Origin of the sequence: Streptomyces chlorus (assembly GCF_042655885.1) — a bacterium.
In the GTDB taxonomy this organism is placed as follows: Bacteria; Actinomycetota; Actinomycetes; order Streptomycetales; family Streptomycetaceae; genus Streptomyces; species Streptomyces chlorus.
In genome coordinates this window covers 100835-115315 of record NZ_JBHSOA010000012.1, presented here as the reverse complement: position 1 = coordinate 115315, position 14481 = coordinate 100835, and the positions used below count along the sequence as shown (strand labels likewise).

Below are 14481 nucleotides of genomic sequence, written 5' to 3'. Positions count from 1 at the left end.
CACACACCGAAGGCCCGGGGCAGGGGTGGACCGGTCGCCGTCTTCGTGATGGCCGGGAAGGCCGGGACGGGCCCCGAGCTGCACACGTGGGGACGCGTCGGCCCGTCCCGGCCTTCCCTCTGGCCGCAATCTGCCACGGGAAGGGGAGCCGCGCCCTCCGGGGCGGCCGAACGATACGGCGGGACATTCCGGGCGCTCTATCTCATTTCATCGTTCATACTCGGAGCATGAGTACGGCAACGTATGAACTGCTGGCCGCAAGTCCGCCAGTACTGCATCTGGCCGCTGCCTTTGTCGGCGGGCTGGTCATAGCCGGCGCGCTGATCTGGGCTGTACGCATCGGCATGAAGGTCATGGACCAGGAGGAACTCCGCCCCAGCCCCGAGGACCAGCCGAGACTTCCGGAGACCGGCGCAATCCACGAGGAGCGGGAGATGCGGGAGCCCGACGAGATGCCCTTGTCACCGAGGGACGGCGAGCGCCTCATGCCCTACCAACTCCATCACTCCGCAACCAGAACGGGGAAGGACCAGCAACGGAAGCGCTGGCTGCCCGGGTCGAGCGGCGCCTTCGGCAGTGGGGGCCCTGGACACGTGTGACCGGCGGAGCCGGACCGGAGACGGTCCGGCTCCGGCTCGTCAGCGGCTCAGCCAGGCCGTCGTGTCCGGGGCCAGACGGCCGTCCGTCAGGGGTGCGCTGGTCAGCCGAACCTCGCCCGGGGGCAGGGGGACCGGGGCGGTCGACAGGTTGGTCACGCAGCGCCAGCCGTCGTTGCGGCCGAACTGCAGCACCCCGGCGGGAGCGTCCTCCTCCAAGGTCAGCGTCTCGCCCTCCTGGAGCTTGCGGCGCAGGCGCAGGGCCGCGCGGTACAGCTCCAGGGTCGAGCCCGGCACCTCGTCCCGCGCCTGCACCCCGTCCTGCGCCTCGACGGCGTACGCGCCGAAGCCCGGCGGCTGCGGCAGCCAGGCGCCGCCCGCGCCGAAGCCGTACGACGGTCCGGTCGTCGTCCAGGGCAGCGGCACCCGGCATCCGTCGCGGCCCTTGCGGACGTGGCCGGTCTGCTCCCAGACCGGGTCCTGGAGAACCTCGGTGGGCAGATCTGCGACCTCGGGCAGGCCGAGTTCCTCGCCCTGGTAGACGTAGGCCGAGCCGGGCAGCGCCAGCATCAGCAGGGTCGCCGCGTGGGCACGGCGCAGCCCGGCGGCGGTGTCGACGGCCGGGGCGTGTCCGCCGGACAGCAGCCAGGCGTTGTCGTCGGTGCCCGGCGGCAGCATCAGGCGCGAGGCGTGGCGTACGACGTCGTGGTTGGAGAGCACCCAGGTCGCCGAGGCGCCGGCCGCTCGGGCGGTCGCGAGCGAGTCGGTGATGACCTGGCGGAGCGCCTCCGCGTCCCAGGGAGTCTGCAGATACTCGAAGTTGAAAGCCTGGCCCAGTTCGTCCCGCCGGGCGTACAGGGCGCGTCGGGCGCCGGGGACCCATGCCTCCGCGACGGCCGTGCGGGGCGGGGAGTAGGCGTCGAGGATCTTGCGCCAGTCGCGGTAGATCTCGTGCACCTCGTCACGGTCGTAGAACGGGTGGGTGCCGGGCGGGAACTCGGTGAGGGCGGCCTCGCCGCTCGGTTCGGAGGCGCCGAGGTCGCGCAGCGGCTCGCTCAGGTCCTTGGCGAGGGCGTGCGCGACATCGACGCGGAAGCCGTCCACCCCCCGGTCGGCCCAGAACCGCAGGGTGGTGCGGAAGTCGGCGCGGACGTCCTCGTTCGCCCAGTTCAGGTCGGGCTGTTCAGCGGCGAAGAGGTGCAGGTACCACTGTCCGTCGGACACCCGCCGCCAGGCGCTGCCGCCGAAGACGGACTGCCAGTCGGTGGGCGGGTGTTCGCCCCGCGGGCCACGCCCGTCGCGGAAGACGTAGCGCTCGCGGGCCGGAGAGCCGGTACCGGCGCGCAGCGCCTCCTGGAACCAGACGTGCTGGTGGGAGGTGTGGTTGGGGACGATGTCGACGATCACCTTGAGGCCCAGGCGGTGGGCCTCGGCGACCAGCACGCCGAAGTCGTCGAGGGTGCCGAGGCGCGGGTCGACGTCACGTGGGTCGGCGACGTCGTAGCCGCCGTCGGCGAGCTCGGAGGGGTAGAAGGGGCTCAGCCAGAGGGCGTCCACGCCCAGGGCGGTGAGGTGGGTGAGGCGCTGGGCGAGGCCGCGCAGGTCGCCAAGACCGTCGCCGTCGGCGTCGGCGAAGCTGCGGGGATAGACCTGGTAGACGACGGCCTGCCGCCACCAGTCGGGGTTGCGCGAGGAGAGGTCGGGCGCGGCGTCGGAGAGAGCGTCTGTGACGGGTGTGACGGGTGCAGTGGGGGCGGAGGCCGGCGGGGCCGGCCGGGGGGCGGGCGGATTGATGCGGTCGGTCACGCGCTCTCCTCCGGGTGGATGCGGATGACAGCATGAATCTGTCCAGAACGCCGCAAAGGTGAACACACGGGCGGAGCGGAGGCATTCCTTCCTTGTGTGAAGGGGGCGTGAAGAGTGCGCAACTCCCCTTACTCCGCCGCAGGTTGACAGGGTGATGCGGCGCGGCCACCATGAAGGCGCACTGAGGCACATGTGACCAATGAGCTTCGTGTTTCTTCGACCACTCATGCCCGGGCCGGCCGGCCGCCGCGTGCTGCCCTGCCGCCGCGCCCCGGTTTCCGGCACACGCCAAGAATGGGATCCGCATGTCCATAGCGAGACGTGTCCTCACCCGCCGCCTGCTGGGGACGGGCGCCGCGACCCTCGCCCTCTGCGCGGCCACCACCGTCGCCGCGACCTCCGCCTTCGCCCACGGCGCCCCCGGCGGCGACGGCTGGAAGTCGGGCGGCGACTACCGGCCCGGGACCGGTGCCGGCACGGTCACCGAGACCGACCGCTGCCAGTTCTCGCTCGACGGCACGAACTTCTTCGACTCCGTCAAGGTCGACGACCAGAACCTGCGGCCCAGCGAAGACGGCAAGGTGCACATCAAGGTCCGCGCCGCCGGTGACGCGACCACCTGCACCGCCTCGCTCGCCTCCTACCTGGCGCACGGAGCCACCTTCGCCTCCTCCGGCGAGCAGGTCTTCGTCGACTTCGGCACGGTGACGGTCAAGCCCGGCAAGACCGACTCCCTCGACATCGCCATCCCGGACAAGGGCTGCTTCGCGCAGATCGACCTCTACCGGGGCGCCGTGAAGTTCGACGGCAAGCTGGACGCGGACGACGGCTTCGAGCACGGTGAGCTGCCGAAGGGGCCGGACCGTCCGGTCATCAAGGACAAGCTGATCGCGGCCTGGAACGGCGGCACGAAGGACTGCACCGCCGACACCCCGCCCGAGGAGAAGACCCCCGAGCCGTCCACCCCCGCGCCGGAGCCGTCCGAGCCCGCCGAGGACACCACTCCGCCGGCCTCCGAGACGCCGGGCGAGCCGTCCACGACGCCCAGCACCGACGCACCCACCCAGTCCCCCTCCGAGCCGGCCACCGAACCGGGGGCCTCGCCGAACGGCGGCAGCGACAACCTCGCGGAGACCGGCGCCGACAGCAACACCGGCCCGTTCGCGATCGGCGCGGCGGTCCTGCTGGCAGGCGGCGCGGCGCTCGTCGTGACCACCCGCCGCAAGCGCGCCGGCACCAGCAGCAGCGCCAACAGCCAGTAGCCAGTAGCGCCCCATACGCGCCCGGCCCGTCCACGCGGGCCGGGCGTTCGGGTTCCGGGGGCAGCACCGCGGGGGCGGCAGAGGTGTCCGCGACGGACAGCGGGCCTACTGCCGTGTCCCGGGCCCGCCTCCCTCGACGGTCGCCAGGTAGAGCGTCACATAGCGCTGTACGTCCACGTCCAGCCCGACGTCCACCAGGCACTGCTCGCGCACGCCCTCGTGCAGTTCGGACTCGCCGATACGGGGGCGGCGGTCGACGACGGTCTGGCCGCGGGCGGGGCCGGGGCCCAGGGAGACTTCGACGGGGAGCCGGTGGGTGGTCAGGCCCTCCGGATCGACGACCGCGCACAGCGCGCCCGCGTCGCCGAGCCCGCCCGCGTCCTCGGTGGGGTCGCCGGGGGCACTGCCGGGGGTGGCGGGACGGTGGGCCAGCAGGTCACCGGCCAGTCGGGCGCCCGGTTCGGTGCTCGCGCGCAGCCTGTGCACCTCGGCCGCCGGGACGACGACCCGGTTGAACACGTCCAGGCCGTACATCGTGATCGGCACCCCGGCGGTGAGCAGGATCGCGGCGGCTTCCGGGTCGTGCCACACGTTGAACTCGGCGACCGGGGTGGCGTTGCCGGCGCCCGCCGCGCCGCCCATGAACACGATCCGCTCGATGTTGCGGGTGACCTCGGGATGCGTCCGCAGCAACAGGGCGATGTTGGTCAGCGGGGCGGTGGGCACCAGGGTGACCGGGCGCGGGGAGGCGAGGATCTCGCGGCGCAGTAGGGTCACCGCGTCCACGTCGGCCGGGGTGCGCCGCGGAGCGGGCAGGCCGAGGTCGCCCATCCCGTCGTGGCCGTGTACGTGGGCCGCGGAGCGCGGGGCCTCGATCAGCGGGCGCTCGGCCCCCCGTGCGACGGGCACGGCGGGCGCGCCCGCCGTCTCCAGCACGGTGAGGGTGTTGCGCACCACGCCGTCCACGTCCGTGTTGCCGGCCACACAGGTCACCGCGCGCAGGTCGATCCCGGGGTGACGGACGGCGAACAGCAGGGCGAGGGCGTCGTCGACACCCGTGTCGCAGTCGATGATCACCGGAACGGGCGGACCGTACGTCACGGCGAGGACTCCTTCGGGACGCGGGCTGCGGGGGACGGGACATGGGGGCGGGCGCGGGGACGAGGACATTTTCCCTTGTCGTACTCACCCGGACGGACCGCCGCGCTGGTGGAATGGGCGGCGCGGTGGTGCCGTATGAGCACGTGTCGCTGCCCCGGTCCCGGTCCTGTCCCGGTCCCGTCCCGGACGGCCGGGGCGCGGTCGCAGCCACATCCACAGCCCGGCTCCACCAGGAGGCACACCCCGATGACGCATGCCCCGGCCGCCGCCCGCGCCCTTCTCGCCTCCGTGCTGTCGGTGTCCGCGCTGCTGACCACGGCAGCCTGTTCCGTCCTCGGGAACGACACGGCCGGGCCGGCGGTCCCGGCCTCCGCCACCGTCTCACCCTCACCCTCCGCCGCCACCCCGGCCGCCGAGCAGTCCTCGTCGGCGGCGCCCGAGTCCGGGCTGAGCGAGGAGCAGCTGCGGGCCGCGCTGATCACGGAGACGGACCTGGGACAGCCCTGGGTGCCGACGCGGGGCGCGGCGACCTGGCGGGACGGGCTGCTCAAGTCGAGCACGAAGAACGCCGACTGCCGGCGGCTGCTCGACGTCCTCTACACCGAGGAGCTGTTCGGCGTGCCGGCCGGGCCGGGGGCAGTGGTCGCCCTGGACGACGCCTACAGCGGCGCCCAACTGCGGTACCAGGTGGCCGCGTACCGGCCCGCCGATGTGGACCGCACGTTGAAGTGGCTGGGCGGTCTGCCGAAGAAGTGCGGGGAGTTCACCGCCACGGCCAAGAAGGACGGCGTCCAGAAGGTCGAGGTCGACGCGCTGACGCTGCCGGAGACCGGGGACGCCCGGCAGGCGCTGCGGGTCACCATGACCGGCGAGACACCCGACCGCCAGCTGACGCGCCTCACCCTGGACCTGGCAGTGGTCCGGGTCGGCGAGGACGCCATCACCCTCACCAACGGCGGCTTCGGTGACGTCGCGTCCGAACTCACCCAGGTGGTCGCGGAGTTCGGGGTGAACCGGCTGACGGAGATCCAGAAGCAGGGCCGGGTACGGGTCTGATCGTCACGGATCGAACCGTCACGACTCCGACCGTCACGTCAGACGGTCCACGGCCTGCTTGGCCTCGAGCAGGTCGGCCCCGGTGGCCTCACGGTAGGCCTTGACCGCCTGGACCGTCTTGCCCTCCCGCACGAGCGCGACGATCTCGTCCTGGCCCGGGATCTCCTCGTGCAGATCCAAGTGCTGGAGCACCAGGTCGAGTTTGCGTTCGACCCGCGCGGCGGTGCGCTCTGCTCGGGAGACGTTTTTCTGAACGGCCCAAATCCCGAGAATCACGAGGCAGGCGAGAAAGAGTGTGTCCATGGCCGGCAAGCGTACGGAACCGAGGACAGCCCCCAGTCACCCTGCCCGGATCGTGACGCTCGCACCACCAACCCCCCTTGTGCCCCTTGCCGTTCGGGGCCGGCAGCCCTTAGGTTCAACCGCGGATTCACCGTGCCCCACCCATCGCTGTTGCGAGGTCGCCGTGCTGGAACGCATTCGCACCGCCAGGCGTTACGCCCGAGGCTTCGTCGCGGCCGTCGCCGCGGTCACCGCACTGGTCCTGGCAGCCAACGCGGGCCCGGCCAAGGCCACCCGCTCCGAGGAGCCGGGCCACCGCACCACAAGCCCGGTGGAAGCCGCCGTCCGCTAGAACCCGGCCTGTCCGCAGGCCCTCCGCAGGCCCCTCCACGGTCACTCCGCGGTCACTCCGCCGGGCCTAATGCGGGAGGGCCTTGCGCAGGGCCCTGTCCAGTTGTTCGGCCAGGGCCTCGTCCGACGGCACGCCGTCACCGTGCAGCGGGTCGAGCCGGGTGATGAGCGTCTGGGTGAACGCGCCGTACAGCGGGGTCCTCGGCCGGTGGACCGCCTTGCGCAGGGCCGGCAGGAGGATGTCGCGTGCGTAGGCGGGGCGGCCGCCGCTGTCCCGCGGGACCGGGTCGGCGCCCTCGCCCGTGGGGGACGCGGAGGGCCCGGGGCCGACCGCGGTGCACCGCTCGCCGCCCGCGTCGCCCTCGTAGGCCGAGGTGCGGGTCGCCGCGAAGCCCGCCTCCAGCAGGCAGCGCTGGCTCTCCTTCCCGGTGAGGAACCGGATCAGCTCGGTCGCCTTGCCCTTGCGCTGCGACACTCCGGTGACCGCGAGGTTCTGCCCGCCGAGCACCGCCCGGCCGGGCAGCGGGGCGACCCCGAGCTGTCCCTGGGAGAAGGTCCGGTACAGGGTGCGGTACTCCGACGGCCAGTGGCGCAGGAACGCGGTGCGGCCCTCGGCGAAGTCACTCAGGGAGGCGCCCTCGTCGGAGGCGGCGGCGTCCTGGAGGGTGTACGCCGTCTCCGTGCGCCGGCGCAGCTCGGCGATCCCGTCGGCCAGCTCGTCGACATCGCCGATGTAACGGCCGTCCTCGTCGACCAGCTCGAGGTCCGGCACCGCGGACGCGAACGCCTCCACCGCGTTGACCGTAAGGCCTTCGTAGGCGGCGAGCTGGGTGGTCCAGCCCTTCTCGTAGGCGTCCGGGGGAGAATGGGCGTCCAGGACCTCGACGAGGCCCCGCAGCTTGTTCCAGTTGGGGTCGGCGCCGAGGTCGGGCCGCTCGACGCCGGCCCGCTTCAGGTAATCGCGCCGGTAGTACAGCAGGCCGACGTCGCTGTTGAACGGCGCCGCGTACACCTGTCCGTCCCACCAGGCCGTGCCGGCCACCGACGGGATGACGTCGTCGTTGTCGACCAGGTCGCGCGGCAGCGGTTCGATCAGGTCCGCGGTGGCGAACTCGGGCACCCAGGTCACGTCCAGGTTGACCACGTCGTAGTCGGCGCTGCGGGACTGCAGCGCGCCGAGCAGTTGGCTGCGCTGTTCGTCGGCGCTGCCGGGAAGCTCGACCAGGCGGGCCCGGAAGCCGGAGTTCTTCCGCTGCTCACGGAGGTTCCAGGCGTCGATGAGCTGCCGGCGTATGCCGTTCTTGCCGGTGACGTCCCGGCCGCTGGCGACCACGATGAAGCCGTCCACGTCGCCCGGGGCCGCGGACCCGGCCGTCCCCGTGGGAGCACCGCCGCCGTCGGCCGGGCCGCGTGTGCCGCCGGTGCAGGCGGTGCAGACGGCGATCAGCAGCAGGGCGAGCGACAGGGCGAACAGCGGCACCCGCGGAGCGGTGAGCCGTCGGGGCCGGGTCATGAATCCCCCGTTCCGGTGCGGGCGACCTCGTCGCGCAGGGCCGGGCCGGGATCGTCGCCGCTGTCCAGGCAGCGCCCCCTGGAGACGTCGGCGATCTGTCGGTCCGGCCGGCCCGGGTCGCAGCCGTGGTCCGTCAGGGACACCACGGTCACCGGCACCTCGGAGTTCCGCGCCCCGGCGAGGATGTCGTCCAGGTGGTCCCGGGAGAGCTGGTCGCTGTCCTCGCTGTCGGTGATGTACACGATCAGCCGGCGGCTGTCGGACCCGAACGGTTCCATCGCCTCGAACGCGGCGTCCAGGGCGTCGCGCGGGTCGGCCTCGGCGTCCCGGACCCGGGCGCGGGCGTCGAGGGTGCGTTCGACGTCGGCCCGCCGGTGCTGACCGATCGGCAGCAGCTTCTCGTACGACCGGTCGCCGGTGTCCGCCACCGCCCACACGCCGTACCTGTCCCGTTCGCCGAGGCCGCCCAGCGACTGCTTCAGCAGTGCGGGGCCGCCGCTCGGCCCCTCCCACAGGTCCTTCTTCATCGAAAGGGAGCTGTCCAGCAGATACAGCACCCGTCCGGGGCCGCCCGCCGCCCGGTACTCCGCCAGGGCCGCCTCCATCGCGTCCCGCCCGGCGAACCGGTCGAGCGCGGAGGGAGCGGGCAGCACGCCGTCGGCGACCGTGTCCTGGTCCATCAACTGCCAGTCGTACGGGGAGCGGAAGCCGTCCCGGGCGAACACCGCGCGGCCCTCTTTGCCGGTCAGCCAGTCCTGGAAGGCGGCGACCGACGCGTCGCGGGCCTCCTCGTCCCGGTCCGCGCCCTGCCAGCGGACCCGGACGAACACCGGCGCCACACCGGGGACGTCCGTGGGGTACTGGGCGCTGCGCGCGGTGCGCGTGGCCCGGTCGCAGTCGACGCCGCTGCGCAGCAGGAACTCGGGGACCAGGGCGGCCGTGTGGTCGTCCATGTCGTCGCGGTCGGGCAGCGTGCACAGCAGCTCGGCGGCGGTGGGGGAGGGCGGCCCCGGCTGGGCGACCCGCTGTTCGGCGGTGACGACGGACTCGTCACCGTTGTACAGGCCGATCGTGGCGAGCAGTCCGATGTCGGTGAACTCCGGGTCGGGGCGCCGCACCGCGGCCTCCTCGTCCCGCTCGGACAGGTCCTCGATCATGCGGTTCAGGGTCAGGCCGGTACGGTTCTCCACGCCCTGGGCGGCGATGTCCCGCGGGGCGGCCAGCACCACCGGGGAGTAGGCGAGGGGCTCGTCGGCGGGCTCCGCGACGGCCACCGCGTCGGTGTCCTGGCCCGCCACGACCCGGGCGAGGTCGGCGCGGGAGGCGGGAATCCAGATGTCCGGCTGCGGCCCGATGTCCCGCTGCGGGTTGACATTCTCGTCGTGGGGCTCCTGCCAGGCGCCGGTCTCCTTGCGCAGCGCGGTGACCACGTCGGAGGAGCCCGCGCTGTAGACGGTGATGCCGGTGCGGCGGCAGCCGTCGTCCAGGGTGTTCGCCGCCGAGGTCAGATGGGCTTCGGCGACGTCACGGATCGTCGGCTCCAGATCCGGGTCGGTCAGGACGCGCAGCTCCAGCGGCGGGGCGCAGACCGTGTCGCCGCCCCGGAGGTGTCCGACGAGCCCGATCACGCCGTAGGCGCCGGCGGTGAGGAGGCCGAGGACGGCGAGGCACAGCGGGAGGACGGTCCGGAGGGTGCCCCACCAGGCCGTCCTGCCGTGCCTGCCGGTTCTGCCTGTCAGACCGGTTCTGCCTGACAGGCCGGTTCTGCTCGTCCGCCGGTCGGACCGGTCCGTCCCGCGAGGGCTGCGGAGGCGGCCGACGAGCCGGGCAGTGAGCGGGGCCCGTGGCGCGTAGGCGGCGGGCGTGAGCGTGGGGTGCGGCGTGGGTTTGGGCGTGGGCGTGGGGGCGGATGAATCCGGATCCGGGTGCGCGCCGGGTCTCTTCGGGGCCGGGCCCGGGGCCGGGGCCGGGCCGGGGTGCTCCGCCGGTCTCGTCCCTCCTACCGTTTTCGACGGTTTCGCCCGCCTCGATGGCTTCTCCGGTCTCCACGGCTTCGCCCGGGTGCGTGGCTTCGCCGTCAGCAGGACGTCCTCGCCGGGCTCCGCGCGCCACTGCGGCTCCCACCCGTCGCCGCGCACGGTACTGAGGCCGCGGGCGGCCATCCGCTCCCGTATTCGCTCGGAGAGGTCCAGGAAACCCGTCTCGCCCTCCTCGTCGAGGAACCGGACGAGTTCGGCGGTGTACGGCGTCGGCGTCCGCGGATCGCCCGCGTCGATACGGTGGTTGGCCTGGACGCTCATCATCAGCAGCAGGCGGTGCTTGTCGCTCAGGGTCTCCCGGACCCAGGCCGCGTTGCCCGCGAAGCAGCAGTCGAGGATCACCACGATCCGCCGGGCCGGGCTGGTGGCCAGCATCGTCAGCACGGTGGTGAAGGGCTCCGCGCCCGGGAACACCGCGTGCCCGCCCGCGACGACGCTCGCGTTGCGCATCTGCAGGAACAACTCGTCGCCCGCGCTGGGGATGGCGCCGTGCCCGGCGAAGTAGAGCAGCAGCACCCCCTCCGCCTCCGCGGCGGCCGAACGCAGTGCCCGCCCGAAGTCGTCCAGGGACGGCGAGCGGGCGACCGTTATCTCGTGCTCGCCGAACACCCGCCCGCGCGCCAGCACTTCACGCAGGTGGTTCACATTGTGCTTGACCGCCGGAAGGTCGCCGGGCACACCGTGCGGCGGCTCCGTGAGGTCGTACTCGGACACGCCGACCAACAGCGCCCTGCTGGGCAGCCCCCGCGGGTCGAGACGGATCACCGGCCTACCTGTCGTCGAGGTTCACCGATTCGACTCTGCCCCCGGGCGGTTCGCCGTCCTCGACGTCGCGCCGGTTGGCCTGCCAGGCCGACACGGCCTTCTTGACCTGGTCCAGCAGCTCCGTGGCGATCGCGCCCGCACCCGCGCCGACGAACAGGACGACGATGTCCATCCCGAGACCCATCGGGGCGCCGGACTCGTCCGTCCTCGGCCGCTCCTGGATCTGCAGATCGCCCGCGCGCACCCGTTCGTCGAGCGGTTTCTCCCGTTCCAGCCACTTGCGCAGCGCACCGATGTCGCTCGCGCTCGCGGTAGCGTCCAGCTGGATCCGAATGCCCCGGTTGGCCACACCATCCCCCTCAGCCATAACTCACCATCATGGCACTGCTGTTGCTCCACGGGGAGGGGCCGGTAACGGTTGCGTCTTTCCGACAGAAGAGGAAGGGTGCGGGCAGATCCGGTCGGGCCCCGGTTCAGTTCTGCGTCTGCAACTGGCTCAGCTGCCGCCGCACATGGTCCAGGGCGCCTTCCCGTCGTCCGGGCACGCGGCTGCGCAACTCCGCCAGTGACAGGCCGAGTTCGCGGGCCCGCACCGGGTCGCCGATCCGGCCCCACTGGTGGTGCGCCCGGTCCACGGCGGTCTCGACGGAGGAAGCGTCCGCCGTCTGCCCGGTGTTGAGCCGTGCGGCGGCCACCGCCAGCCAGATGTGACAGCTGAGCGCCGCGTCCCCGGCCAGCATCGCCAGATCCGCGCGAACCTCGGCCCAGTGCAGCGCCTCCTCCGAGGCGGGCCCGTGGGCGAGGGCGGCGCTCTGCTCGTGCCGCGCGGCGAGCGCGTGGGCATCTGCGTGGCGGCCGGACCGTACGGCCTCCGTGATGACCGTGTGCGGGTCCCCCGGCACGGGCCCGGGTCCGCGCCGCGCCAGAACGAATCCGACGTGCGCGCCCTCCGCGGCGACCCGGACCAGCGCCTGCTGGTGCAACTCCTCGTCCGGCGGGCGCCGTCCACTGCGCAGCAGCGTCGCGACCGCCTTCATGTACGCCGGTTCCACGACCGTACGACGGGAGCGGGTGGGCGGCGGCGCGATGCGTCCGTAGACGGCGGCGTCGCGACCGGAGTCGAGCGCGGGCGGGAGCGCGGGCGGGACCGGGACCGGTGCCGAACCCGGTGGGCCCGGCGGCTGCGCAATGCCCAGTGCCTGCCAGGTCTCCTGGTCCGCGTGCAGGTCGAGGATCAGCGTCGTGACACCCGGGGGACGCAGTCGCAGCTCGTCCCGGAACCAGTGCCACGGGAACGCCGTGTAGCGCACGGTCGACGCGGTGGTGCGGGCCAGCGCCAGATGGGGCAGACGCTGGCGGCGGTCGAGCAGCAGTTGCCCCGCGACGTACAGGGTGAGCGGTCCGGGGGCGGTCGCGGCGGCGCGCAGCCGGGTCAGGACCGCCTGCGGTTCCAGCGGGTCGGCGAGCTCGACGACGTTCGCGGTGTCCGTGCCGGACAGGACGGCGGGCGGTACGGCCGCGAGGACGGGAAGCACGGACGCCGCGTCCACCAGCCGTCCCCGCCCGGGCGGGGAGGCCGCCAGCAGCAGTACGGTTCCGGGCGCGGCCCCGGGCTTGCTTCCGGGTGGGGTCCCGGGCATGGTTCCCTCCCCTGTCGATCACCATCCAGAGCAGCACCGTAACCGCTGCGGCTCCACCATGGGGCCTCGGATCAATGAACTTCCCTCTTCGGGGCGTTCGCCCCCGGCCCACGGATCCGGCGCACCGCGAAGGCGGTGGTGTCGTCGTCCAGGTGACCGCCGCTGTGCCGGAGTGTCCCGTCCCGTACGACGGCGACCAGCCGGGCCGGTTCGGCGGCGCGTGGGTCCCGTGCGACCGCCCGCGCCACGCCCTCGGCGAGCGGGTAGAACGTCCCGCCGGCGTCCCGCGCCTCGGTCACCCCGTCGGTGACCACCAGCAGCGTCTCGTCGGCGGCCAGCGGCACCCGGTGCACGCGCACCGGAGCGGGGTCCAGTTCGCGCAGCCCCAGCGGAAGCCCGCCGGTCACCGGCAGCGGCCGTACGCCCGCGGGGCCGACGGCCAGCGGCGGTTCGTGACCGAAGACCACGGCCTCCACCGTGCCGGGGCCCGCCGTACCGGGACCCGCGGCGTCGGCCCGCCCGGGGTCGGGCTGGTCCGCGTCCGCCGGGAAGCCCAGCAGCACGGCGGTGGCGAAGCGGTCGCCGTCGGCCCGGCCGAGGGCCGTGGTGTAGCTCCGGTGCCGGAGCATCCGTTCCTCCAGCCGTTCGGCCACGGTCGCCAGCTCCGGCTCGTGGCAGCCCGCCTCGCGGAACGTGCCGAGCAGTGCCGCCGCCGTCTCCACCGCGCCCAGCCCCTTGCCCTGCACGTCCCCGACCAGGACCCGGGTGCCGTACGGGCCCGGCTGGATGTCGTAGAAGTCGCCGCCGACCCGGGCACCGGCGTCCGCGGTGAGATAGACACCGGCGTTCTCCAGACCGCCCCAGGAGGGCGGCAGGGGGCGCAGCACCGTACGGCGGACCGTGTCGGCGACGTCCCGCATGTGCAGCGCGCGGTTCTCACCGCGCACCCGGACCACGCACGCCAGCGTTGCCAGCACACCTCCGACGGCGACGAGGATGAAGTCGGGCAGACCCGTCTGGAACTCGTGCGGCCAGCCGTGGTCCACGATCGTGAAGATGCCTAGCGAGAGCACTGCGAACACGATTGTGCCCAGCACCCCGCAGATCGCGGCCGCGATGCCCGGCACCAGCACGATCCAGGAGATGATCCGGAACTCGCCGCTGGTGTGGTAGTCGACCACCGCGATGGCGATCAGCAGCAGAAGCGGCGGCACCCAGGCGACACTGCGCCCCCGCACCTGCAGCATCGCGTGCCGGTACACGACGTCCCGGCGGCCGGCCCGGGGGTACCGCCGGATGAGCGTGCCGAGTCCCCTGCTGCCCTGGCGCACCGCCCCAGCGAAGCACGCGAGCGCACGGCCCGCATCCGGTCGGCCGGATGGCGGGACGGGACCGGGTCGAAGGCGGGAGGGGATACAGGACGGGTGCGGAACCGACGGCGGGACGGATGCGGGACGAGATCCAAGGCGGGATACAGGGCGGGTGCGGGCCGGGACTCGAGTCGGATCCATGGCGGGGTTCGGGGTGGGACGCGGGACGAATTCGGGTGGCCGAGTTGCCGGCCGCCCCGCACAGGTGTGCGCTGGAGGCGGGGGCGAGGCGAGAGGAGTCCGCTCATGACTCATGCGGCACCCAGAACCCAGCTCATGCCCAGGCGGCGGCCGGACAGAATCCGCGTCTTCAGCGAACGGGCCCACGTCGTCGGAAAGCTGGCGGTGCCCGTCGTCCTCGGGCTCGTCTACGGCTACTGGGTGGCGGCCAACCGGCGCGACGGCGGCCCCATCACCGGCTGGAACCTCCTGTTCGGGTTCCTCACCGCACTGGTGTTCGCCGTCCTGTGCATGGCCCTGCTGAGCGTCGCGCCGAAGCTTCGGCGCGAGGTGCACGCCGTGTTGTGGGGCGCGTTCTCCGGCGCCGCAGTCAGCTTCCTGTTCAACCAGACCGGCCTGAGCACGCTGCAGTCGACCGGGCTGGGGCTGGCGGTCGCGGCAGGCGTCTTCGTCTTCCTGTTCTACCGGTACTACACGCACGAGGACGCGCAGGGCCACCGCATCGAGTGACGCGGTCGTT

13 protein-coding genes are annotated in these 14481 nt (G+C 73.1%); 5 read left to right on the top strand and 8 right to left on the bottom strand.

Annotation, left to right across the window (positions count from 1 at the left end; all coding sequences use genetic code 11):
* Positions 1 to 227 precede the first annotated feature (227 nt).
* On the top strand, positions 228 to 599 hold the full coding sequence (locus tag ACFPZI_RS07290) for a DUF6479 family protein (RefSeq protein ID WP_381359812.1): 372 nt from the start codon (positions 228 to 230) through the stop codon (positions 597 to 599).
* 39 nt (positions 600 to 638) lie between these two features.
* Here ACFPZI_RS07290 and ACFPZI_RS07285 read toward each other — a convergent pair whose 3' ends face one another.
* On the bottom strand, positions 639 to 2402 hold the full coding sequence (locus ACFPZI_RS07285) for a glycoside hydrolase family 13 protein (protein ID WP_381359809.1): 1764 nt from the start codon (positions 2400 to 2402) through the stop codon (positions 639 to 641).
* A gap of 305 nt (positions 2403 to 2707) precedes the next feature.
* Here ACFPZI_RS07285 and ACFPZI_RS07280 point away from each other — a divergent pair, with 305 nt between their 5' ends.
* The gene (locus ACFPZI_RS07280; protein ID WP_381359807.1) at positions 2708 to 3664 is read left to right on the top strand and encodes an LAETG motif-containing sortase-dependent surface protein; all 957 of its coding nucleotides are present in this window, start codon (positions 2708 to 2710) and stop codon (positions 3662 to 3664) included.
* A gap of 105 nt (positions 3665 to 3769) precedes the next feature.
* Here the strand turns inward: ACFPZI_RS07280 and ACFPZI_RS07275 are convergent, their stop codons facing one another.
* Positions 3770 to 4765, bottom strand: coding sequence for a nucleoside hydrolase (locus ACFPZI_RS07275; protein ID WP_381359804.1), 996 nt, complete (start codon positions 4763 to 4765; stop codon positions 3770 to 3772).
* A 246-nt stretch (positions 4766 to 5011) separates the two neighbouring features.
* Here ACFPZI_RS07275 and ACFPZI_RS07270 point away from each other — a divergent pair, with 246 nt between their 5' ends.
* Positions 5012 to 5821: a hypothetical protein gene (locus ACFPZI_RS07270; RefSeq protein WP_381359801.1), complete on the top strand. Its 810-nt coding sequence runs from the start codon at positions 5012 to 5014 to the stop codon at positions 5819 to 5821.
* Between the two features lie 33 nt (positions 5822 to 5854).
* On the opposite strand, the gene ACFPZI_RS07265 is transcribed toward ACFPZI_RS07270, so the two are convergent.
* Positions 5855 to 6124, bottom strand: coding sequence for a hypothetical protein (locus ACFPZI_RS07265; protein ID WP_381359798.1), 270 nt, complete (start codon positions 6122 to 6124; stop codon positions 5855 to 5857).
* A 163-nt stretch (positions 6125 to 6287) separates the two neighbouring features.
* On the opposite strand from ACFPZI_RS07265, the gene ACFPZI_RS07260 reads away from it, so the two are divergent.
* On the top strand, positions 6288 to 6455 hold the full coding sequence (locus ACFPZI_RS07260) for a hypothetical protein (RefSeq protein WP_381359795.1): 168 nt from the start codon (positions 6288 to 6290) through the stop codon (positions 6453 to 6455).
* Positions 6456 to 6521: 66 nt separating this feature from the next.
* Here the strand turns inward: ACFPZI_RS07260 and ACFPZI_RS07255 are convergent, their stop codons facing one another.
* The 5 genes from ACFPZI_RS07255 to ACFPZI_RS07235 all read right to left on the bottom strand — a co-directional run bounded on the left by ACFPZI_RS07255 (position 6522) and on the right by ACFPZI_RS07235 (position 13742).
* Positions 6522 to 7967 carry an extracellular solute-binding protein gene (locus tag ACFPZI_RS07255; RefSeq protein WP_381359792.1) on the bottom strand — a complete coding sequence of 482 codons (1446 nt, stop codon included), beginning with the start codon at positions 7965 to 7967 and terminating at the stop codon, positions 6522 to 6524.
* Positions 7964 to 10771: a caspase family protein gene (locus tag ACFPZI_RS07250; RefSeq protein ID WP_381359789.1), complete on the bottom strand. Its 2808-nt coding sequence runs from the start codon at positions 10769 to 10771 to the stop codon at positions 7964 to 7966. Before ACFPZI_RS07250 ends, ACFPZI_RS07255 begins: the two co-directional genes overlap by 4 nt.
* 4 nt (positions 10772 to 10775) lie before the next feature.
* Entirely contained in the window at positions 10776 to 11138 is a 363-nt protein-coding gene (locus tag ACFPZI_RS07245; RefSeq protein WP_381359787.1) for an effector-associated constant component EACC1, read from the bottom strand.
* A 106-nt stretch (positions 11139 to 11244) separates the two neighbouring features.
* Positions 11245 to 12411, bottom strand: a complete 1167-nt coding sequence (locus ACFPZI_RS07240; protein ID WP_381359784.1) for a hypothetical protein — start codon at positions 12409 to 12411, stop codon at positions 11245 to 11247.
* A 71-nt stretch (positions 12412 to 12482) separates the two neighbouring features.
* Positions 12483 to 13742 carry a PP2C family protein-serine/threonine phosphatase gene (locus ACFPZI_RS07235; RefSeq protein ID WP_381359782.1) on the bottom strand — a complete coding sequence of 420 codons (1260 nt, stop codon included), beginning with the start codon at positions 13740 to 13742 and terminating at the stop codon, positions 12483 to 12485.
* Between the two features lie 285 nt (positions 13743 to 14027).
* On the opposite strand from ACFPZI_RS07235, the gene ACFPZI_RS07230 reads away from it, so the two are divergent.
* Positions 14028 to 14471 carry a hypothetical protein gene (locus ACFPZI_RS07230; protein ID WP_381359779.1) on the top strand — a complete coding sequence of 148 codons (444 nt, stop codon included), beginning with the start codon at positions 14028 to 14030 and terminating at the stop codon, positions 14469 to 14471.
* The last annotated feature ends 10 nt before the right edge of the window (positions 14472 to 14481 follow it).